The organism is Thermobacillus composti KWC4 (assembly GCF_000227705.2).
GTDB lineage: Bacteria > Bacillota > Bacilli > Paenibacillales > Paenibacillaceae > Thermobacillus > Thermobacillus xylanilyticus.
The window spans coordinates 3,678,699-3,699,619 of record NC_019897.1 but is presented as its reverse complement, the minus strand read 5'-3'; the positions used below and the strand labels follow the sequence as shown (position 1 = coordinate 3,699,619).

The window sequence follows — 20,921 nt, the reverse complement described above, 5'->3', positions numbered from 1 at the left end:
CGGACAACATCGCGGAGCGATTCATTTTAACTCCCCTCCCCTACGCATGTACGCCCTGAGATAGCGTGGATGGCTTTCCACCGCCTCATCGCGCGCTTCGCCAAGATGAACCAGCCATAGATACAACTTCGCCCGTATTTCCGTTGTGCGGCGTGCGGTCAATCCCAATCCCGCCAGCCCTCCGCAGGCGATCAGGAGGACGACGGCGGTCTCAGTTCTTCCGGTTGAAATGGCTGCAGGCAGCGCATCGCCCAGCATGGAAGCCAGTGCGTCGTGGAACGCCATCGCGGACAACCCGAGACTGGACAGGACGATCATGGAAATCCAGCGTCCTTTCTGTAACACGGCCATCTGCCACCAGGCCACAGAAATCGACCAACCCAACAACAGCGCCCGCAACAGGCGAAGCGGCTCGTGGGGTTCCGCCAACCAAAATCCGGTTCCCAGCACGATTCCGCCCAGCACGCCGTAAAGCAGCCATCTTTTCGAAGGCGGATCGGGCGCCAAAAGCGCGGGCCTTGGCCTCGGCACAACGGAACCGGAACGCAAAAACAGGGCAGCCTTGAACCATCCGTGAAAGATCAGGTGCAAGACCGCCAGCACATAGGCACCCAAGGCACATTGGAGAAACATCATCCCCATTTGCGCCAACGTGGAAGCCACCAATTGCCGTTTATAGTCCGGTTGCACCAGAAGAATGCCGGTTCCGACAAAAATCGACAAAACCGCCGGGACCACAAGCAGCCACTGGGGCAAACTGCCATCCAGCAGTGGTGAAAATCGGGCCAGCAGCATGCCGCCTGCATTGACGAGTCCCGCATGCATCGCGGCCGAAACCGGCGTCGGGATGACCGCCGATTCCAAGAGCCACCGCTGGAACGGCCATTGACCCGCCGGGATGATGGCGGCGAGCACAACCAACGCGCCGATTCCAGCCGCGTTTCCCCATCCCGGCCGCAAGAGCGATTCCTCTGACAGCACCTGCGTGATCCGCCAATGTCCGGTCACCTGCCACAGCCATACGGCGGCAAGCAGCAGGGAAAGCCAACTGACGGCAAACATTCGGGACATAAGCCGGGCAACATGGCGGACAGGCGTCCATTCCTTGTTCAATAAAACCAACCCGACCAGACCTGACAAAGGTAGTCCCCACAACAGCGCGAGCAAGCGCAAATCGCCGCTGAACCAGATGAGGGATGCCGATCCGGTCGTGAACGTCAACAGGGTAAAGTAAGCGCGATAAGAACGGTCACCGTGCATGAACCGGATACAAAACCGTTGAATCGTCCAGCCAAGCAATCCTACGTAAGACGCCATCAGCCATGCTGTCCGATCCAGGTGCCATAGTCCCGTCTCCCGAACCTGATCGGCGCCGATCAGTCCCGCAAAGGACACCACGACCGGTATGGCCAGCAAAAAGACGTGCAGGCGAACGTATCGATCGGAGACGCGGGATATACACAGGCAACATGCGCTGATCCATGCGATCATCCATCCGGCAATGAAGGCAATAAACATCGCAACATTCAAGACCATTTCCTCCCAACAAAAAGACCGACCATACCATCCTGGCGGAACACCCCGATTGAAATCGGAGTTTGATCCAGATGGTATGGTCGGTCTATTTCCAACAAATCCGATGCGGACTTTTTGAAAATCCACCTTGTTTTACATACGATACGGGCTTACCTTGAACCATCCTGTTGCGGTGGGAAGTTCGACAGGTCGGCCCAGTCAGTTGAAACTGTCGTATTCGATTATTAAATTATAGCGCAGTCCGCTTTTCATTGCAAACAATATTCAAGTTTTTTTCAAAGCAAATGCCGCTCATCCGAAGATGAACGGCATTCATGGGAGTCCCTTGCAGAATTGTCAGTGCTGTTCCTCGTTTTTGGCGGCCGGCTTGTTCGCGGGCGAGAACCAGCCCAGCAGCGCGATCGCGACCAGCACGCCGTAGAAGACGATAGTCCAGGCCGTGCTGTGGGGGAAATCGTGGTCCAGCACGCCGATGTCGTGATGGGCCAGGGTGATGACCGCCAGCTTGACGCCGACCCATGCCACAATAGCATACGCTGTCGTCTCCAGCGCCGGACGTTTGGCCAGCAGTTTGATGAACCAGCCTGCGGCGTATTTGAGCAGCACCAGACCGGCGATGCCGCCCAGCACCACGACGGCGAACTTGCCGCCGTCCATTCCGCCGAAGTCGCCAAGCGGCGAATCCGGCAAGCCGAGCGCGAGCGCCACCGCGGCGAGGATGGAATCGATGGCGAATGCCAGGTCGGCCAGCGCGATCTTACCGACCGTGCCCCAGAAGCCCCTCGCCGAACCGGACTGTTTCTCTTCCTTATGCGCATCCTTCTTCCCGAAGCGGGCCTGGATGACATGCTTGAGTCCCAGATACAGCAGATATGCGGCGCCGATCGCCTGCACCTGCCATACATTGGCGATGAACGAGATTGCGAACAGGGCAGCGAACCGGAAAGCGAAGGCCATGATGATGCCGTAATTGATCGCCTTGGATCTCTGGTTCTCCGGCAAATGCTTCGCGATGACGGCAAGCACGAGCGCGTTGTCAGCCGACAGCAGCCCTTCCAGTCCGATCAGAATCAAGAGCGCCCACGCGTACTCCAGCCAAATGTCCAACGAACGTTCCTCCTTCGATTGTCGGCTCCGTAAGGTTTCCCCGTGCGGCGGCCGGCATGCGGAATTCCTGCCGCCAGTCTGCGGGAAAACTGACATTCTTTCATACGATTTCCTGCCGCATGCGTTTCTTGCATTTTATACGGCATTATGCCGCCGCCGCAACAGCAGGTTCAGCCGCTCCGTGGCGAGCAACATCGCGGCTGCCATCAGGACGATGTACAGCGGGAAAATGCCGATCGTCCAGTATCCGGCCAGCATTCCGCGCAGCGGAGGCAGGATGGCCGCACCCGTATAGGCTGTCGCAATCTGATACCCCATAATCCTCCCGGCGTGGGCTTCGCCGAACCGGGCGGGCGTCTCGTGCAGCATGCTCGGAAAGATCGGCGCCAGTCCCAATCCGGTAATCAGAAACCCGGCCAGTGAAAAGCCGGCGGGAAGCGGCAGCAGCAGAAGCAGCGCGCCGGCCAGGGTCGTGATCTGCCCCGCCCGGATCAGCGTCGGACTGCTGAATTTGAGCGTGACGAATCCGCTCACGAACCTGCCGATCGTAATGCCCGCAAAGTAGATCGAGATCCACAACGCCGCATCGTCGGCCGGGATCCCTTTGGCATTGACCAGATAACTGCTGTCACACAAGCCGGCCGTCGACTCCACGCCGCAGTAGAACAGGAACGTCCCCAGCGCGTACTTGACGCCGGCCGAATTTTTCGGCTTGCGTCCTTCGTCCGGCCCGCGCGCGGGCGCATCCGCCTGCGGGGCTTGTCCGCCACCGGCCCGATTCTTCTCCATATGTTTCCACAGGGGCAGCGATGCAAAAAGCACCGCTACAAGCGCCGACTGGATGAGGCCGATCACCGCGTATCCGTCTCTCCAGTCACCTTCGGACAGGTAAACGGACAGAATCATCGGGCTGATCGTTACGCTGACGCCCCAGAAACAGTGCAGCCAGCTCATGTGGCGGGCTTCGTAATTCCCTGCAATGTAGTGGTTGAGCTCGGACTCGACGGCGCCGCCGCCGAGTCCGAGCAGTATGGCGAAGACCATGAGGCACGCGATGGAAGGCGCAATCGAAAAGCCGAGCAGCGCGCCGGCCGTCATGGCAACGCTGATCAGCGTGGTGCGCGCCGTGCCGATGCGCCAGACGACGCGGCTCGTGGCAAGGGCGGACACGATCGTGCCGATCGTGACCGTAAACGACAGCACCCCCGCCATGCCGATAGGCGCCCCCAGATCCTGCCGCAATAAGGTCACCATTCGGTTGCTCTAGCTAGTTGTCCGTGATGCAAGTGCGTCCTTCCGAATGCATTTTGACAGAAGGAGATGCGCTTGTTCAAATTGAATTATTATAGCATGCAATGGCTGGTGGTGAACACGGGTTTTGCATGATCAATTTTCAAGTTTTTTTCGCTTTTTTACAGGCTTTTATTCATACATCCTGGTTCATTTTTGTTTTACCGCCTGTATCCTTCAAGAACCACTTGAGCAGGGGAGGCACTACGACGGTTGTAATGACAATGACCAAAATGATCGTCGTGTACAACTCTGACGGAAGCAAGCTGGAATTCAGGCCCAGCGCCGCAATAATCAGAGCGACTTCACCGCGCGAAACCATTCCCGAGCCGATGATGAAGGAGGATCTTGTATCAAACCCAGTTATTCTGGCTCCCAATCCCGAGCCGATCAGTTTGGATGCAATAGCCAAAACGGACAATATGAAAAGGGGTAGCAGTTGTTCAGACAATCCGTCGAACGAAACGGTCAGACCGATGCTGGCAAGAAAGACCGGAACAAAGAACGAATAGGCGACGGCTTCCAATTTTTTCTCAATCTGATGTTTGAATTCGGTTCTGGAAATCGCCAGTCCGGCAGCAAAAGCGCCGATAATGCCGGCAACTCCAAAGTATTCCTCAGCCAATGAGAATATCAGACACAAAAAAATGCTAATGCCCAGGACCGGTTCGGTTCGCTTTAAATGGGCGAACTTCCGCAAGGCAAAGGGAATGCCTTTCCAGACCATGATTACCGCGAGAAATATAAAGATCACCTTCTTGCCGATCACCCACGCCAGGCTGATTTCACTGGCCGTAAGCAACCCGAGAACAATTGTAAGACCGAACACAACCAGAATATCGTCAACAATCGCCGCCCCCAATACGGTCGTGCTTTCCCGGCTGTTCAATTTCCCCAGTTCCCGGAACGTTTGCACTGAAATGCTCACGGACGTTGCCGAAAGCAGCAATCCGAGAAACAGCGCATGTCCCTGTTCCATCCCGAGCCATAACCCGACGGTATATCCCCCCGCAAGCGGAAACAGCATACCTCCCACCGCTACAGCAATGGAAGTATTGCGGTTTTCGTTCAATGCTCTCAGGTCAGTTTCCAGACCAGCCAAAAACATCAAGAGAAGAACGCCGATCTGGGCAAAAACCTCCAAAATAACGGAAGGCTCTACCCAGCTCGCCACGGCAGGACCAATCAACACGCCTGCCAAAAGTTGCCCCAATACTGAAGGTTGCCCCAACCGTGCGGCAAGATCTCCTGCAAGTTTGGTGGCTATAAGAATAATGGTTAACTGCAACAAGAATTCCACGACATGATTCATGTTATCGCTCCTTTTGTATTTCTGCCCAATATCTTGTCTCAGCCCGGTGAGACTATGCAAAGTAACGGCCTTCGTGAATCTGATACCTGTTCTGAACGATTCGTCACATTTTCGCAGTCCCCCATTTTGGCCGAAATGAAGAAAAAAATAAGAGAAGCCCGTCTATGACAGGCTCCTCCACATGAAACGGTATGAATATTTCAATACACGAGAAGATTATAGGTTACCTTCCGTTTACAGTCAAGAAAAATGAGAAATCCATTTGCAATCCTCACATCCAGTTTTCCACATTTATGCTCCCATGTCGCGAAACCGCTTGATTCGCTCTTCAATCTCATCCCGCACGCGGCGGAACACTACCAGTCTTTCTTCTTCCGTCCCCGTTGCCTTGGCGGGATCGTCAAATCCCCAATGCCAGCGGGTCACGTGCGGGGGTGTCATCGGGCATCGGTCGTTGGCATCGCCACAAAGCGTAATCACATAATCCGCTTTGTTTAAAAGCTCGGGATCGATCACATCGGACGTCTGATTGGAGATGTCAATTCCCACCTCCCGCATGACCTTTACGGCATACGGATTGAGACCGTGAGCCTCGATTCCCGCACTGTACACGTCAAATCGGTCGCCTAGATATTTTTTCCCGAATCCTTCCGCCATTTGACTGCGGCAGGAATTGCCTGTGCAAAGAAAATAGAGGATCGGTTTCTCCGTCACTTTGTCAGCCTCCTTGGGTGGAAAAAAATTTGCGATGGAAATAGAGCGACAGCTTCACCAGAGCCAGCATTACGGGCACTTCCACCAGCGGGCCGATGACCGCCACGAACGCCGCTCCCGAATGAATGCCGAACACGCCGACCGCCACCGCAATCGCCAGTTCAAAATTGTTGCTCGCGGCGGTAAAGGAAAGCGTCGTACAGACGGGGTAGCCAGCTCCCGCTTTTTTGCTGAGCCAAAACGACACCACAAACATGACGACAAAGTAGATGAGAAGCGGGATCGCGACCCTGAGCACATCCATAGGCAGTTCAAGGATGACCTCCCCCTTGAGGGAGAACATGACCACGATGGTGAACAGCAGGGCGACCAAGGTCAGCGGGCTGATCTTCGGAATGAACACCCGATCGTACCACACTTTCCCCTTTGCTTTCACCAACACATACCGGGTGATCATCCCCGCAAGGAAGGGAATGCCCAGGTAGATAAACACGCTTTTGGCGACCTCGGCCATCGTGATCTCGATGACCATGCTTTCCAATCCGAGCCACTGCGGCACAATTGTGACGAACACGAACGCGTAGAACGAATAAAACAACACCTGAAAGATGGAATTGAACGCCACCAAGCCCGCCGCGTACTCCGTGTCCCCTTTGGAAAGATCGTTCCAGACGACGACCATGGCGATGCAGCGGGCAAGACCGATCAGAATCAGGCCGACCATGTACTCGGGATTGCCCCGCAGGAAAAGGATCGCCAGCACGAACATGAGGATCGGCCCGATCACCCAGTTTTGCACGAGAGACAAGCCCAGCACTTTCACGTTGCGGAACACATGACCCAGTTCCTCGTATTTCACTTTCGCCAGCGGCGGGTACATCATGAGGATCAGCCCAACGGCGATGGGAATGGAGGTGGTGCCGACCTGCAACGCATTCAAGTTGTCCACCATGTCGGGAAACCAGTAACCGCAACCGACGCCAACGGCCATGGCCAGAAAAATCCACACCGTCAAATAACGATCCAGAAACGAAAGCCTTTTGATGTTTTGACTACCCATGCCATCCACTCCTCTTATTCACAGCAAACGTTGACCAACAGCCCCTGTTGTTCCAACTTGTTTAATTCCTCCGACATGTCGGGCAACTGCATCAGCCCCAGTCCAACCTGCTCTAAGGTTTCTCGTCTCAGAGAGTAAAACACCCACTGCCCTTTGCGGCTCTCCTTGACGAACCCTGCCGTTTTCAATCGGCTTAAATGTTTGGAAACCGCAGGTTGGGAGATCTTAAACACAGGAACAAATTCGCATACGCAACAATCCCGATGATGAAGCATGGCCACCATTTTTAGGCGGGTGGGATCGGCCAACGCTTTCAGCATGTCCGCCAACTTTTCGATGTCCACATCCCTTCACCTTTCCTCTTAATAAATTTATCATATAACTATATGGTTATGCAAAAGAAACTTGTATGGATATGCAAATGGTTTGTTTCCATCGGATTACGATCGCGGTGCCCACAACATGACGGAAACGCCGATCATGCAAATCAACGCTCCGATCCAGTCGTAGAGATCGGGCGTTTTTCGGTCCACCAACCATCCCCAGATCACCGCCAATAGAATAAACGCTCCGCCGTAAGCGGCGTACACGCGACCAAAGTTGGGGAAGCTTTGCAGGGTGGGAATGATCCCGTACAGCACCAGGATCATCCCTCCCAGCACGCCGACCCAGAGCGGTTTTGATTCCCTCAGCCACAGCCAGACCAGATATCCGCCGCCAATTTCCGCCAGTCCTGCCGCCAAAAACAAAACAATCGCCTTTGCCATGGTTTCCCCCTTGAAATTAAATGGCGACCGGCGCCTTGATCGCCGGATGATGGCGGTAATCGACAAACTCGAAATCTTCGTACACATAATCGAATATGCTGGGCGGCTTCCGCTTGATGACGAGCCTCGGCAACGGAAACGGTTCCCGGCTCAACTGCAGTTTCGCCTGCTCCAGATGGTTACTGTACAGATGCACATCCCCGCCGGACCAGATGAGTTCGCCCGGTTCCAGATCGCACTGCTGCGCCATCATATGCGTAAGCAGCGCGTACTCGGCAATGTTAAACGGCAACCCCAGAAACACATCCACCGAACGCATCGTCAGCATGCACGACAGTTTGCCCTCCGCCACGTAAAACTGAAACATCACATGGCACGGCAGCAACTTCATCTGATCGATATCCGCCACGTTCCAAGCGTTTACGATATGGCGGCGGGAATCCGGATTGGTCCGGATCGCCTCCACCACCCGGGCGATCTGGTCGATCATGCGGCCGTCCGGCGCTTCCCAAGCCCGCCACTGCTTGCCGTACACCGGTCCCAGGTCGCCGTTTTCGTCAGCCCATTCGTCCCAGATCGTCACCCCGTTTTCGTTCAAATACCGAATATTGGTATCCCCTTTCAGGAACCAGAGCAGCTCATGGACGACCGACCGAATATGAATCCGCTTCGTGGTCAGCAACGGAAAACCTTGTGACAAGTCGAAACGAAGCTGGCGACCGAACACCGATATCGTTCCGGTTCCCGTCCGGTCCGTCTTGGGAACTCCATGGTCCAACACGTCTTTCAGCAAGTCCAGGTACACTTTCAACGGCATCACCTTCATTTTCACGATACATATACCTTACCGGTCACCACTTGATTTCCTGTCAAAACGGTTCGTTAGTGTAAAATCTTCGTGGGTGTAGGAATTGGAAAAAGCGGACATAGAAAAAGAGCTTCTCCCTTGGTAAAGTGATGTTTGCGCACAACACACCAAGAAGGAGGAAGCTCCTGTGAGCAACATTACCACAACAATGCCGACAATGAAAGAGATTGAGCAATGGATATTTCGGAAAATGCAGGAGGAATTCGCTCGTGCGATGAAGCAGGTGCTGGAGGCGCTGGATCAGCAGATCCTGGAGCAACGGGACCGAGAGCGTTATCGAGTAAAGGACGAGCGTGAAACAAGCGTCAACACAGTGTTCGGGAATGTGCGCTTTAAGCGGAGATTGTACTGTGACCGTAGAAGCGGCAAACACGTGTATCTGCTGGATCAGCTGTTGCAATTCGAAGGGCGCGGGAAAGTCAGTCCGCATTTGGAAGAGACAGCCATCGCATTCGCCAGCCAAGGACCGTCGTACCGGGACAGCGCTAAGCGGCTGGAGCAGCTCCTGGGATACAATGTGCTGAGCCACCAAGCGATCAGGGAAAAACTGATTGAGCGTGCGGAACAGCCGATGTCTGAGGTGAAGCGACGCCCAGCGCGAGTATTGTTCGTGGAAGTGGATGGGCTATACACGAAGCTGCAGCGGAGCAAGAAGCGTGGGATGGAGAACGCAATCGCTGTCGTACACGAAGGCTGGGAGAAGAGCGGCAAGCGAGTGCGGCTGAAGAATAAACAGCATTACCTGCATACGAGCGGCGGCAACTTCTGGGAAGGGTTCGGGGACTTTCTGGTGGAGCGTTACGAAATCGACGAGAACACGTGGCTTGTGGTGAACGGAGACGGCGCGGGGTGGATCGGGGAATGTACATCCTACTTTCACCAATGCCTGTACATGCTGGACCGCTTTCATGTGGCGCGTGATTTGAAACGTTTTGTCGGACATTTACCGAAGGTGTGGGAGACCGTGAGACGGTCGCTGGCCAAACAGGACGCAGCCGCGCTTATAGCGGCCTTAGAAAGCGTAGCGGAGCAAGAGATAGCGGAAGAGAACCGGAAGGATTGGAAGCAGTATAAAAGCTATCTGAAGCGGCGCGAGAAGCATTTGGACGACTACCGAAAAACACTCCAGGTGAAGGGGATCGACACAAGCGGTATGCGCCCGATGGGAAGCGCGGAATCGCAGATGCGCATATTCGCCAAGCGGACGAAGCGTGGCGGGTACAGTTGGAGTGAGCGAGGCGTCAGGGCGATGCTGTGGACAATGATGAGGATTAAAGAAGCCGGCATGGTTGTAAGAACGGTTGAAGGACATGCGAGTATGCAAGCAACGTCACAACAGCCAATAAACATGCGGCAATTGCTCAAGAACGTGACGCAACCAGTCAAGGGTTGTATCGCTGGAATGATTCGCATGCTGCAAGGACCGAAGCAAAGCAGCACAACGGGTATGGCACTCAAAGCTCTTCGCGGATAATGGCAAAAAATTCTGACAAATCACTTTTATTTGATGAAAGAACGAAGCAAAGCGCTTACAAGGAAGAGGTTTCCTTTGGGGTTCGCGTTCCAAGCATCTTAAATGACTGCCCACGCTAGCTTGACACTGACAAACGGTTCCACTTTCTTGACAATTGCACACCAAAAAATATACTATAAGGGCATCAGGATTGGTTCTTCTCCCTGATCCTCATTTTATCTTTACGGGGTTTCGATATGCAATGGTCAAAAGGAGAACTGGAGGACAAAATCAGCAAGGCTCTTACCCAGTGGGAAAAGGAATATTTGGGCCGCGGTTCCGTTTCGGTCAAAACGGATATTGTGCGGAATATGGTCATCGTCTTACTGAAGGGGGTTTTAACCCCTGCCGAACGCAATTTGGCCCAAACGACCGAAGGAATGCTCTCCATTAAAAAAATCCGGGCGGATCTCGTGGAATCGGGCAGCGACCAATTGAAGGAACTTATCGCAAACCTGACGGGCTCAAATGTGACCAGTTTCTACACCGACGTCAGCACCCGAACCGGGGAACGGGTCATGGTATTTATCCTCTCGGACAATCTGGAAGAACAATATTCATAGTTTCGGTGGATCCTTTAAACGGCCGGGCAAGGTCGGTTAAAGATAAACCGGGAAATATCGCACGTTTTGTTCCATGCCCATTGGTTCGGAACGTGCCGATTTTTCCCGGTTTTTTATTACAAAAAAAGGATGTGAAAACACATGACATTCCGAAAAACTACTGTGGATTATGACATGCTCATCCTCGTCGGTATTGGTCCAAAAGCGGACCTTGCGTTGGAACGATTCTTGGATGGCCATAAACAGAAAAAACCTCTGATTTTCCGTTGTGAAGAAGTGCTTGTCTGGGATCCTTACGGTTCTCTTGCCCGCAGCATCCTCAGCGCGCTCATGCGCTATTCGGCCATTCAGGAAATTTGGATTCTTGGATATAAGAGCGAGCAAGATTCCACTTTCTCCATTTTGTCGGAAAACGCCGATAAACGAACGGCTTCCACCGCAACCTATTTGATTTCTCATCTGTCCGGGCTGTCCGAAGACCGGTGGTTCCATGTTCCATCAGATGAAAGCTCGGGGGCCTGGAAAACCGCCCATTTGCTGCAAAACCATCCGCTGTTGCCCCGTCCAGTCAAGGTGAACGTTGCGCTTCTGGACAATCAAGATCATCTGATTGTCCAAGAGTGAGTCCCGTAAAATCAGGAGAAGAAGAGCCCACTAGCAGATCGTTTCCCGGAGAACACCCGACGTGGTCGCGAGACTACGAATAGGTTCGACATGGATCTCCATCGGATGAGGGATCGGGACTCGCACTCATACTTTGAACTTGCCGACTAACGCTTTCAGAGAATCCGACATTTCGCCAAGCTGATGAGCGGTTTTTAGCATTTCCTGGCTCGTGGCCGCCTGTTCTTCAGTCATGGCCGCAACCTCTTCCGTGAACGAGGCGGTTTCTTCCGTAATCTTCGTAATTTCCCGAATCGAACCTTCAATCGCTTTGCTTCCTGCGGACATTTGACCTACGGAAGCGGCAACCTCCATCACTTGCACGCTCAAGTTGTTCACTTCGTTCATAATGGCCCGGAACGATTCGCTGGCCTTCAGCATGGCCTGAACGCCATCCTTGACGCCATGGCTGTTCTCGTTTACTTTCTGGACGAGTCCGTTAATGCCGTTCAACATCACTTCAATGGTTTCATGGATCTCAACGGTCGAATTCGCCGCCTGGTCCGCCAGCTTGCGGATTTCACCGGCCACGACGGCAAACCCTCGGCCTTGTTCCCCGGCGCGCGCCGCTTCGATGGCGGCGTTCAGCGACAACAGATTGGTTTGATTGGAGACATCCTGAATATATCCGACCACATCCCGAATCTTTTCAGAAAGCAATGCCAGTTCCGCGGCGGAAGCCTGAATGTCGGAAAACGTTTCTTCGATCCGGCCGATTTTTTCCGCATTTGCCTGCATTTCGCCGGCATTCTTCGTCGCGACGGACTGCGCTCGCCTAGCAAGGTCGGAAACATCGGTTGTCGTGGCGGCAACCTGTTCCAGTCCCGATACCGTCTCCTGCAAGATCGCCGACATCTCTTCTGTCTGGGATACTTGCTGCTCCGCTCCCTGCGCTACGCGTTGAACAGATTCGGAAATTTGATCGGCAGCTTTGTAGCTCTCTTCTGCGCCAACCTTCAACATGGAGGAGGAGCGCTCCAATTCCAGGGTCTTCCTTTGAATATCGGCAATCATGCTCTGAAGACTGGATAACAGCAAGTTCGTTTGATCGGCCAAATCCTTCGTTTCGTCCTTTGTTTTCACTGTAATTCGTTTCGTCAAATCACCGCCGGAAGAGGCAATCTCTGCGATGGCGTTCCCGACTTTGCGTACGTTTCTGGCCGTCAATGCGCCAGTGAAGTAAGACGAAATGACCGAAACGATAAGTACCAGAAGCCCGGGACGATATCGTTGAAAATACAACGGATCTGGATCTCTCGGTTCCGAAGCATATCGAACAATTGGAGACGGAATTGGAAGACGACATCAACCATCGTGTGAACATGGCACTGGCCCAGGCGCAGAAGAAGATGAAAGCCGACATTTTCCAGTTTGCCGACGCTTTTTACCGTAAATATCCGCAGAAATGGAATCAAAACAAGGATCGCTGGGACGAGATCTATCCGAATGTGGGAGTCAGGCTGGAGACGAATGTGAAAGTTGCCAGACCGGGGTTGACAGGCAAAAGCTTTTTCCAGCCGGATCAAAGGTGATCAAAGAAATTGAAATGGGCGGCGGTTTTGGGAATTGCTGCGGTTTTGGTGCTGATAGCCCTGTACAAATGGCCGAAAATGAAGTCGCAAAAGAGGCTCAAAACCGAAATCAGTGCTTGACGAAATAATCCAAGGCTAAAAGTGGAAAAACATCTGCTAATCCTGTATTGTTGTAAGTCTCACCCAACAAACAACAAAGGAATAGACAGATGCATACTCAGTATATCAATGAACTGCTCGACTTACCAGAGTTAAAAATTCACCAAATTCTGTCCATCGATGCCGATGAAGTTCACATCGAAGCCGTGCCACTGGGTGACAAGCAATGTTGCCCCTGTTGCGGGTCCGACCAGGCGGTGATCCGTAAGGGAAGAAATGACATGCGGCGCATCCGGCATCTTTGTGTATTCGAGAAGAAAACCTATCTGCATGTGCCGTCCATCCGGATGTATTGTACGCGTTGCGAAGCCGGTTTTGTATGGGCGTACGAGTTTGTCGGACCCAGGCAGCGCTACAGCAAGCTTTTCCGCTCCCATGCCGTCGAACAGGCACTCGGTTCTACAGCCGCCCACAGCGCCCGGATGCAGCAGGCGCCGGCCAGCACCATACAGCGCATCCATCACGAAGCGGTTCCGGCGGAAGGGGAACGGATCTATAAACAAGTGTGGGAAGAAGCAAAAGAAATGGAAGAGCTGGTGTTAGGTGTCGATGACTTCGCGGTCAAGAAAGGCCATACGTATAACACCGGCATTCACAACCTGAAAGGCGAGACCATGCTTGATCTGCTGCCGGGCCGAAAGCTGGAGGAGCTTAGGACCTATGCCCAGGAGCATCCGGATTTCCTTCGGCTTAACCCCAAAGCGGTGGTCATGGATTTGGCCCAGGCTTACCATGCCTGGATCAGCGAGTGTTTCCCGAATGCCATTCGCATCGCGGACCGTTTTCATGTTCATGGGTACGTGATCAAATGCGTGCAAGAGGTTCGGAAAACCGTTCAGAACACCCTGTCGCCGCGGGCTAAGGCGCATCTGAAGGCGAGTCATCGGCTGTTGAACCCATCAGCGGAAAGCCTGAGCGAAGAAAGCCGAAAACGGCTGGAAACGCTGCTGAGTTACTCCCCGCTTCTTCGCAGCGTATGGGAGTGGAAAGAAGCGTTTGCGACCTGGTACGACTGCTCCCCCAGCTTTGCCGTTGCCCAACGGGGATTTGAGCGATGGTGCGAGCAAGGTGATCGAATCAACCATCCTGCAGTCCGAAGCACGCTTAAGACAATGCGCAACTGGAAAGAGGAGATCGTGAACTATCATCAATGCCGATGGACAAACGCAACCGTAGAAGGACGCCATAATCGCATTAAGGCCTTTCAGCGCCGGCATTATTTCACACGAAATCGCAGTCATTATAAAGCAGGCATTCTCATCGAATGCAACCGCCATCGGTTGTTGGGTTAACTGTCAAGCACTGATTTTGAGATTGATCCTCATTTTGCTTATATTCTAAAAACTGTTGGAGAGTTGATGCAATTTTCACCTGACGATTCATTTTTCATCAAGCTTGAGGTGCCTTACCTCTCTTCAGGTGCATTAAACAAAAGCGGTTCTAAAAAAGCTAAGATCGACATTGTGCTCGGATTGCAAAATGCTTCCGAGACGACTAAATGTGCGATTGAACTTAAATTTTTTCAGAAAGACAACCATAGAGAGCCGAACAACCGTTACGACGTTTTTGCGGACTTGCACAATCTTGAGAACTATGTAAACTCGGGGAATTACGATTTTGGCCTGTTTTTCATTTCGACCGACCATTTACATTATGTGGACCAAGACAGTTATTCTTCAGATACTGCTGATTTTGATTTCCGTCACGGAACAACCTATGAAGCAGGGCGAGTATTGGAGTATCGCACGGCCAAGCCATACGGAGTTCCGCTCATCCTTCAAAACAATTATCATCCTGAATTTCGAAAGTACGACTCTTTGAAAACGTGAAAAGGGCTCCAAATCTTTGGTAGAATGGTGTTTATCGAGAACACTACACCCAAAGAGAGGAGCACCTTTTAGGTGAAGTCTACCACACCCATCAGCAAAATCAAGACCGAATTTTCCTTACAAAACGCGACCAGTTTCGGCGGCATCAAAATCTTCCTGGAATACCTCGAAAAAATCAAGTTTGCCGCTGCTTTACAAAGGCTGTCATGCATGAAAGCAAACAACTCGCTGTTCCCCGTCTACCGTATTCTGCTTTATCTCGTCGTCGGCTGGATGCTCGGCTGCGAACGCCTCTTCCATTTCCGCAAGCTACAGCAAGACTCGCTTCTAAAGCGGTTTCTCGGTGGACGCTGTCCGCACCATTCGCTGTTATACAAAGAGTTGTCGCGTCTTAGCAAATCGCACCCGAAACTGTTGCCCGAATTGCGGTCGCTCAATCAGGAAATCATTGGACCTTGTTTACCAGAGGCTCTCATTCTGGACCTTGACTCCACCGTTGAAACCGTATATGGCGATCAGGGCGGAGCGGCTAAAGGCACGAACCCGCATAAGCCCGGCCGTAAGAGTTATCATCCTTTGCTGGCCTTCGAAGGACAGTCTCGTCTATGTTTGAATGCCGTTCTACGTTCGGGCAATACGCACTCCTCCACGGATGCGTCAGCTTTTCTTCACCAAACCTTCGAACTGCTGAGGGAGCATCCGGTGAAGTACGCGAGGTTCGATAAGGGCTTCGGCGGTGAAGATTTCTACGGCCTGTGGGAAGGCAAAGGAATCGGTTACGTCGGAAAGTTGAAATGGACAAAGCGCCTTGCAGAACAAGTCGCAGCCTGCCGGTACTGGAAACGATTCGTCGATGAAGACTGGATCATCGAAGGGATTACGATCATCTACAAAGCGACATCTTGGGAGAAGCCGCGCCGCGTAGCCATTATTCGCAAGGCACACATCGTTGATGATGGCCAGACCCGCATGGTGTTCGATTCGGACTGGCAATACGAAGCGATCGTCACCAATCTCGAATGGGAGCCGCTTGATCTGTGGCGCTTCTACAACCAGCGCTGCTCAATGGAGAACTATATCAAGGAAGCGAAGAACGGCTTCTCCATTGATAGAATTGCGACGAGCGAATTTGAGGCGAATGAACTCGACTTGCTGATCAAATTACTCGCCTACAATTTGTTCGAGCGATTCAAGCGAAGTTGCTGCGAACCGGTACATCAAGGTTACACAATCGCTCGGTTCCGATTAGAGTTCTTCCACTGCGCAGCAACGATTATTCGCCATAGCCGCAACATCATTCTCAAGCTGGCGAAAGACTTTGCAAACCGGTATGCATGGCAACGAATAGAAGCCAGGATCGCACTTTTGGAATGAGAAAACCCTAAATTTAACATGGAAGAAATCGCAGCCTCTTCAGCGGGGAGGGGGAAAGTGCATCTGCATAACGTTGATCTGAATCGAATGGACTGGGAAACCTCTACTTTTTTACAGTCCGCGAGGCAGATCCACTATATTCAGTGTTTGATATTACGGGCTTTCGAAATTTAGGATCAACCTGAATTTCGAAAGCCCATGATATCAAGACCTGTTTTGAACCGAGCGGCACACGAGCTGTAAGAAAAAGGGTAATTTCCCGGCGGAGCGAGACCAGATCCGCAATATGCGGATGGTTCTTCCCCCTCCCCATTGAAGAGGCTTCTCGGTTTCCATGTAAAATTAAGGGAGAAGTCATTCCAGTATGGCGATTCTGGCTTCGATTCGCTTCCAGACATGCCGGTTTGCAAAATCTTTTGCTAACCTGAGAATCACATTGCGGCTGTGCCGAATCAGCGTCGCGGCGCAATGAAAGAACTCCAGACGGAAACGGGCAATCGTGTAACCTTGATGAACCGGCTCGCAGCAGTCACGCTTGAACCGTTCGAACAGGTTGTACGCCAGCAGCTTGATGAGCAGATCGATTTCATTCGCCTGAAAATCGCTGGTCGCAATCCGGTCAATCGAAAACCCGTTCTTGGCTTCCTTGATGTAGTTTTCCATACAGCAGCGCTGGTTGTAGAACCGCCACAGGTCAATCGGCTCCCAATCCAGATTGGTCACGATCGCTTCGTATTGCCAATCGGTGTCGAATACCAAGCGGGTCTGTCCGTCATCGATTACCTGCGCTTTGCGAATGATCGCCACGCGGCGGGGCTTTTTCCAGGATGTCGCTTTGTAAATGAGCGTAATCCCTTCGATAATCCAGTCTTCATCGACAAATCGTTTCCAGTACCGGCAGGCTGCAACCTGCGCCGCAAGGCGCTGCGTCCATTTCAGCTTGCCGACATAGCCGATTTTCTTGCCTTCCCACAGGCTATAGAACTCCTCGCCGCCGAAGCCCTTGTCGAATCGGGCATATTTCACCGAACGTCCGCCAAGGAGCTCGAACGTTTCGTTCAAGAACGAAGCAGCATCCGTAGAGGCATGCGTGTTCCCCGATCGGAGGACGGCATTCAGGCACAGACGGGACTGCCCCTCAAATGCCAGCAGCGGGTGGTAGCTTTTGCGGCCGGGCTTATGCGGGTTCGTGCCTTTCGCAGCGCCGACTTGATCGCCGTATACGGTTTCCACCGTGGAGTCCAGATCCAGGATGAGCGCTGACGGCAGGCAGGGCTGAATGACGGTCTGATTGAGCGTTCGCAGTTCCGATCGCAGGTGGAGGCAATATGTTCGCATACGAATCAGTTCTTTATACAGCAAGGTGTGGTGCGGGCATCGCCCGCCGAGAAATCGCTTGAGAAGCGAGTCGTGCTGCAGTTTGCGAAAATGAAAGAGCCGCTCGCAGCCGAGCATCCATCCAACGATGAGGTAAAGCAGAATGCGATAAACCGGAAATAACGAGTTGTGAGCTTTCACACACGACAATCCGCGTAATGCCTGAGAAAGCCTGATTTTCTCCAGGTATTCCAGAAAGATTTTGACGCCACCGAAGCTGGTAGCATTCTCCAGAGAAAATTCAGTCTTGATTTTGCCGACGGATGTGGTAGACTTCACCTAAAAGGTGCTCCTCTCTTTGGGTGATGTTGTTCGTACAAACACCATTCTACCAAAGATTAGGGGCACTTTTCATGTTTTCAAATCGCGATACTTTCGAAATTTAGGATCAATTTTTGATCCATGCTGTATCGCCTCAAGTTAGTGTAAAATCTTCGTGGGTGTAGGAATTGGAAAAAGCGGACATAGAAAAAGAGCTTCTCCCTTGGTAAAGTGATGTTTGTCCACAACACACCAAGAAGGAGGAAGCTCCTGTGAGCCACTTTACCACAACAATGCCGACGATGAAAGAGATTGAGCAATGGATTTTCCGGAAAATGCAGGAGGAATTCGCTCGTGCGATGAAGCAGGTGCTGGAGGCGCTGGATCAGCAGATCCTGGAGCAACGGGACCGAGAGCGTTATCGAGTAAAGGACGAGCGTGAAACAAGCGTCAACACAGTGTTCGGGAATGTGCGCTTTAAGCGGAGATTGTACTGTGACCGTAGAAGCGGCAAAACACGTGTATCTGCTGGATCAGCTGTTGCAATTCGAAGGGCGCGGGAAAGTCAGTCCGCATTTGGAAGAGACAGCCATCGCATTCGCCAGCCAAGGACCGTCGTACCGGGACAGCGCTAAGCGGCTGGAGCAGCTCCTGGGATACAATGTGCTGAGCCACCAAGCGATCAGGGAAAAACTGATTGAGCGTGCGCAACAGCCGATGCCAGCGGTGAAACGGCGCGCTGCCCGCGTGCTGTTCGTGGAAGTGGATGGGCTATACACGAAGCTGCAGCGGAGCAAGAAGCGTGGGATGGAGAACGCAATCGCTGTCGTACACGAAGGCTGGGAGAAGAGCGGCAAGCGAGTGCGGCTGAAGAATAAACAGCATTACCTGCATACGAGCGGCGGCGACTTCTGGGAAGGGTTCGGGGACTTTCTGGTGGAGCGTTACGAAATCGACGAGAACACGTGGCTTGTGGTGAACGGAGACGGCGCGGGGTGGATCGGGGAATGTACATCCTACTTTCACCAATGCCTGTACATGCTGGACCGCTTTCATGTGGCGCGTGATTTGAAACGTTTTGTCGGACATTTACCGAAGGTGTGGGAGACCGTGAGACGGTCGCTGGCCAAACAAGACGCAGCCGCGCTTATAGCGGCCTTAGAAAGCGTAGCGGAGCAAGAGATAGCGGAAGAGAACCGGAAGGATTGGAAGCAGTATAAAAGCTATCTGAAGCGGCACGAGAAGCATTTGGACGACTACCGAAAAACACTCCAGGTGAAGGGGATCGACACAAGCGGTATGCGCCCGATGGGAAGCGCGGAATCGCAGATGCGCATATTCGCCAAGCGGACGAAGCGTGGCGGGTACAGTTGGAGTGAGCGAGGCGTCAGGGCGATGCTGTGGACAATGATGAGGATTAAAGAAGCCGGCATGGTTGTAAGAACGGTTGAAGGACATGCGAGTATGCAAGCAACGTCACAACAGCCAATAAACATGCGGCAATTGCTCAAGAACGTGACGCAACCAGTCAAGGGTTGTATCGCTGGAATGATTCGCATGCTGCAAGGACCGAAGCAAAGCAGCACAACGGGTATGGCACTCAAAGCTCTTCGCGGATAATGGCAAAAAAATTCTGACAAATCACTTTTATTTGATGAAAGAACGAAGCAAAGCGCTTACAAGGAAGAGGTTTCCTTTGGGGTTCGCGTTCCAAGCATCTTAAATGACTGCCCACGCTAGCTTGACACTGACTCGCCTCAAATTCTGCTTTAATTCTTATGCTCAATATGGTATAGTTTGTTGTAGGTTGTTGGATGAAACACTAATATCTCTATTATAGTTGATTGGAGCAAAGCATGCCCAACTTTTTTTATGGGCATGCTTATTTTATTTTGTATTCAGGAGGTTAAGCATGAAAAGCGTACTCTCATATCCTAATCGTGGAAAGTGGGGGCTTGCTACATATAGAGGAAATTGCTCCGGTTATCTTATTAAGGACTTGCTTGAGTTTTATAAACCACGTACATTTTTAGAAGTTTTTGCGGGGGGTGGAACTGGTTATGAGGTTGCAAAAGAGTTGGGATATACCGACTCTGTCCATTTAGACCTTAATCCAGAGTGGGGTGGATGGAATGCGTTGAAAGACGACGTACCAATCTGTGCAGATTTTATTTTCTGCCATCCACCATACTATGACATGGTGATTTATTCAGGAGAAGTATGGGGGACGGCACATAAAGATGATTTGTCTAGAGCGGAGAGTTACGAGGATTTTATCAGAAAGCTAGATTTTGTCCATGAAAAGCTTTTTTCTAGTTTGTCTGTTGGTGGGAGATTAGCAACACTAATTGGAGACTGCAGGAAAAATGGAAGGTACTATTCAATAATTAAAGACATGAAATATTTTGGCACACTTGAATCACATATAATTAAGGTGCAACACAATGCTCATTCAATGCGCAAGGAATATCAAGGTAAATTCATACCTATAGTCCATGAGCATCTGCTAATTTTTCGGAAGTAACTTTTTACGACTGAGTATGGTTTCAGTATGCAACCCCATCAAACAACCAAATTATTACTCAATTCCTAACTTAGCCTCAACCTTTTAATTCGACATCTTGTAGGTGACAGAGCCGTCGTCGTTGACTGTGGCTTCGCTGACGCCTTTGGATTTCGCGTCTTCGATCACCTGTTCGGCGTCCTGGTCGCCGAAGAACGAAGCGGGGAGGGTGATTTCGACATTTCGCGAGCCTTTGTCAACCTCGATCCCCGACGAATTGCTGTCTTCCTGCTTGCTGTTGTCCTGATTGGATGCTGCATCCGTTTGTGCGTTTGCATCAGTCAGCGAAATGTGCTCATCCTTGCTGCCGCCCGAGCAAGCCGACAGGGTCAATAGTGCGATGATTGCCATGAAAACAAGCTTCTTCATAAAAGTAAAAATCACTCTCCGTTAAATATTCTTTTGCATTATATAGGGATTTCCTGATTTTTGC

The 20,921-nt window shown here is 52.0% G+C and carries 20 protein-coding genes and 1 pseudogene; 9 read left to right on the top strand and 12 right to left on the bottom strand.

Annotated features, from left to right (window positions below; all coding sequences use genetic code 11):
- Positions 1–21: 21 nt before the first annotated feature.
- The 9 genes from THECO_RS16885 to thyA form a co-directional block, all read right to left on the bottom strand.
- Complete coding sequence (locus THECO_RS16885; RefSeq protein ID WP_015256239.1) at positions 22–1,530, bottom strand: NADH dehydrogenase subunit 5; 1,509 nt, start codon at positions 1,528–1,530, stop codon at positions 22–24.
- Positions 1,531–1,872: 342 nt separating this feature from the next.
- Positions 1,873–2,643 (bottom strand): TerC family protein, encoded by a 771-nt coding sequence (locus THECO_RS16880; protein WP_015256238.1) that lies wholly within the window; start codon positions 2,641–2,643, stop codon positions 1,873–1,875.
- 135 nt (positions 2,644–2,778) lie between these two features.
- Positions 2,779–3,897: an MFS transporter gene (locus THECO_RS16875; RefSeq protein ID WP_015256237.1), complete on the bottom strand. Its 1,119-nt coding sequence runs from the start codon at positions 3,895–3,897 to the stop codon at positions 2,779–2,781.
- A 172-nt stretch (positions 3,898–4,069) separates the two neighbouring features.
- Entirely contained in the window at positions 4,070–5,245 is a 1,176-nt protein-coding gene (locus THECO_RS16870; protein ID WP_015256236.1) for a cation:proton antiporter, read from the bottom strand.
- 291 nt (positions 5,246–5,536) lie between these two features.
- Positions 5,537–5,959, bottom strand: coding sequence for an arsenate reductase (thioredoxin) (gene arsC, locus THECO_RS16865; RefSeq protein ID WP_015256235.1), 423 nt, complete (start codon positions 5,957–5,959; stop codon positions 5,537–5,539).
- A 4-nt stretch (positions 5,960–5,963) separates the two neighbouring features.
- The gene (arsB, locus tag THECO_RS16860; protein ID WP_198285817.1) at positions 5,964–7,004 is read right to left on the bottom strand and encodes an ACR3 family arsenite efflux transporter; all 1,041 of its coding nucleotides are present in this window, start codon (positions 7,002–7,004) and stop codon (positions 5,964–5,966) included.
- Between the two features lie 29 nt (positions 7,005–7,033).
- Positions 7,034–7,363, bottom strand: a complete 330-nt coding sequence (locus THECO_RS16855; RefSeq protein WP_015256233.1) for an ArsR/SmtB family transcription factor — start codon at positions 7,361–7,363, stop codon at positions 7,034–7,036.
- Between the two features lie 96 nt (positions 7,364–7,459).
- The gene (locus THECO_RS16850) at positions 7,460–7,786 is read right to left on the bottom strand and encodes a YnfA family protein (RefSeq protein ID WP_015256232.1); all 327 of its coding nucleotides are present in this window, start codon (positions 7,784–7,786) and stop codon (positions 7,460–7,462) included.
- A 16-nt stretch (positions 7,787–7,802) separates the two neighbouring features.
- Positions 7,803–8,597, bottom strand: a complete 795-nt coding sequence (gene thyA / locus THECO_RS16845) for a thymidylate synthase (RefSeq protein WP_041854612.1) — start codon at positions 8,595–8,597, stop codon at positions 7,803–7,805.
- A 184-nt stretch (positions 8,598–8,781) separates the two neighbouring features.
- Between thyA and THECO_RS16840 the strand changes: the two genes are divergently transcribed.
- The 3 genes from THECO_RS16840 to THECO_RS16830 all read left to right on the top strand — a co-directional run bounded on the left by THECO_RS16840 (position 8,782) and on the right by THECO_RS16830 (position 11,354).
- Positions 8,782–10,128 (top strand): ISLre2-like element ISTco2 family transposase, encoded by a 1,347-nt coding sequence (locus THECO_RS16840; protein ID WP_015256230.1) that lies wholly within the window; start codon positions 8,782–8,784, stop codon positions 10,126–10,128.
- 236 nt (positions 10,129–10,364) lie between these two features.
- Positions 10,365–10,730: a DUF2294 domain-containing protein gene (locus THECO_RS16835; RefSeq protein WP_015256229.1), complete on the top strand. Its 366-nt coding sequence runs from the start codon at positions 10,365–10,367 to the stop codon at positions 10,728–10,730.
- Positions 10,731–10,871: 141 nt separating this feature from the next.
- Positions 10,872–11,354 (top strand): hypothetical protein, encoded by a 483-nt coding sequence (locus tag THECO_RS16830; protein WP_015256228.1) that lies wholly within the window; start codon positions 10,872–10,874, stop codon positions 11,352–11,354.
- A gap of 126 nt (positions 11,355–11,480) precedes the next feature.
- Here THECO_RS16830 and THECO_RS16825 read toward each other — a convergent pair whose 3' ends face one another.
- Positions 11,481–12,635 (bottom strand): methyl-accepting chemotaxis protein, encoded by a 1,155-nt coding sequence (locus tag THECO_RS16825; protein ID WP_041853973.1) that lies wholly within the window; start codon positions 12,633–12,635, stop codon positions 11,481–11,483.
- Here THECO_RS16825 and THECO_RS16820 point away from each other — a divergent pair.
- The 4 genes from THECO_RS16820 to THECO_RS16805 all read left to right on the top strand — a co-directional run bounded on the left by THECO_RS16820 (position 12,620) and on the right by THECO_RS16805 (position 16,287).
- Positions 12,620–12,925: a Ger(x)C family spore germination C-terminal domain-containing protein gene (locus tag THECO_RS16820; RefSeq protein ID WP_083883309.1), complete on the top strand. Its 306-nt coding sequence runs from the start codon at positions 12,620–12,622 to the stop codon at positions 12,923–12,925. The genes THECO_RS16825 and THECO_RS16820 overlap by 16 nt on opposite strands.
- A gap of 209 nt (positions 12,926–13,134) precedes the next feature.
- Complete coding sequence (locus THECO_RS16815) at positions 13,135–14,376, top strand: ISL3 family transposase (protein ID WP_015256227.1); 1,242 nt, start codon at positions 13,135–13,137, stop codon at positions 14,374–14,376.
- Between the two features lie 66 nt (positions 14,377–14,442).
- Positions 14,443–14,913, top strand: a complete 471-nt coding sequence (locus THECO_RS16810; protein WP_015256226.1) for a hypothetical protein — start codon at positions 14,443–14,445, stop codon at positions 14,911–14,913.
- A 72-nt stretch (positions 14,914–14,985) separates the two neighbouring features.
- Entirely contained in the window at positions 14,986–16,287 is a 1,302-nt protein-coding gene (locus THECO_RS16805) for an IS1380 family transposase (protein WP_015253106.1), read from the top strand.
- A 354-nt stretch (positions 16,288–16,641) separates the two neighbouring features.
- Here THECO_RS16805 and THECO_RS16800 read toward each other — a convergent pair whose 3' ends face one another.
- Positions 16,642–17,943, bottom strand: coding sequence for an IS1380 family transposase (locus tag THECO_RS16800; protein ID WP_015256225.1), 1,302 nt, complete (start codon positions 17,941–17,943; stop codon positions 16,642–16,644).
- Positions 17,944–18,197: 254 nt separating this feature from the next.
- On the opposite strand from THECO_RS16800, the pseudogene THECO_RS16795 reads away from it, so the two are divergent.
- Positions 18,198–19,545 (top strand): annotated as a pseudogene (locus tag THECO_RS16795) (ISLre2-like element ISTco2 family transposase).
- A 292-nt stretch (positions 19,546–19,837) separates the two neighbouring features.
- Complete coding sequence (locus THECO_RS21295; RefSeq protein ID WP_015256223.1) at positions 19,838–20,449, top strand: DNA modification methylase; 612 nt, start codon at positions 19,838–19,840, stop codon at positions 20,447–20,449.
- Positions 20,450–20,533: 84 nt separating this feature from the next.
- On the opposite strand, the gene THECO_RS16790 is transcribed toward THECO_RS21295, so the two are convergent.
- Entirely contained in the window at positions 20,534–20,839 is a 306-nt protein-coding gene (locus THECO_RS16790) for a hypothetical protein (protein WP_157373614.1), read from the bottom strand.
- Positions 20,840–20,921 lie beyond the last annotated feature (82 nt).

What these genes read in the sequence shown, in the direction of transcription:
- THECO_RS16875 (WP_015256237.1), bottom strand. Translation starts at nt 3,897, where the DNA reads ATGGTGACCTTATTGCGGCAGGATCTGGGGGCGCCTATCGGCATGGCG.
- THECO_RS16870 (WP_015256236.1), bottom strand. Translation starts at nt 5,245, where the DNA reads ATGAATCATGTCGTGGAATTCTTGTTGCAGTTAACCATTATTCTTATA.
- THECO_RS16850 (WP_015256232.1), bottom strand. Translation starts at nt 7,786, where the DNA reads ATGGCAAAGGCGATTGTTTTGTTTTTGGCGGCAGGACTGGCGGAAATT.
- THECO_RS16835 (WP_015256229.1), top strand. Translation starts at nt 10,365, where the DNA reads ATGCAATGGTCAAAAGGAGAACTGGAGGACAAAATCAGCAAGGCTCTT.
- THECO_RS16830 (WP_015256228.1), top strand. Translation starts at nt 10,872, where the DNA reads ATGACATTCCGAAAAACTACTGTGGATTATGACATGCTCATCCTCGTC.
- THECO_RS16815 (WP_015256227.1), top strand. Translation starts at nt 13,135, where the DNA reads ATGCATACTCAGTATATCAATGAACTGCTCGACTTACCAGAGTTAAAA.
- THECO_RS16810 (WP_015256226.1), top strand. Translation starts at nt 14,443, where the DNA reads ATGCAATTTTCACCTGACGATTCATTTTTCATCAAGCTTGAGGTGCCT.
- THECO_RS21295 (WP_015256223.1), top strand. Translation starts at nt 19,838, where the DNA reads ATGAAAAGCGTACTCTCATATCCTAATCGTGGAAAGTGGGGGCTTGCT.
- THECO_RS16790 (WP_157373614.1), bottom strand. Translation starts at nt 20,839, where the DNA reads ATGGCAATCATCGCACTATTGACCCTGTCGGCTTGCTCGGGCGGCAGC.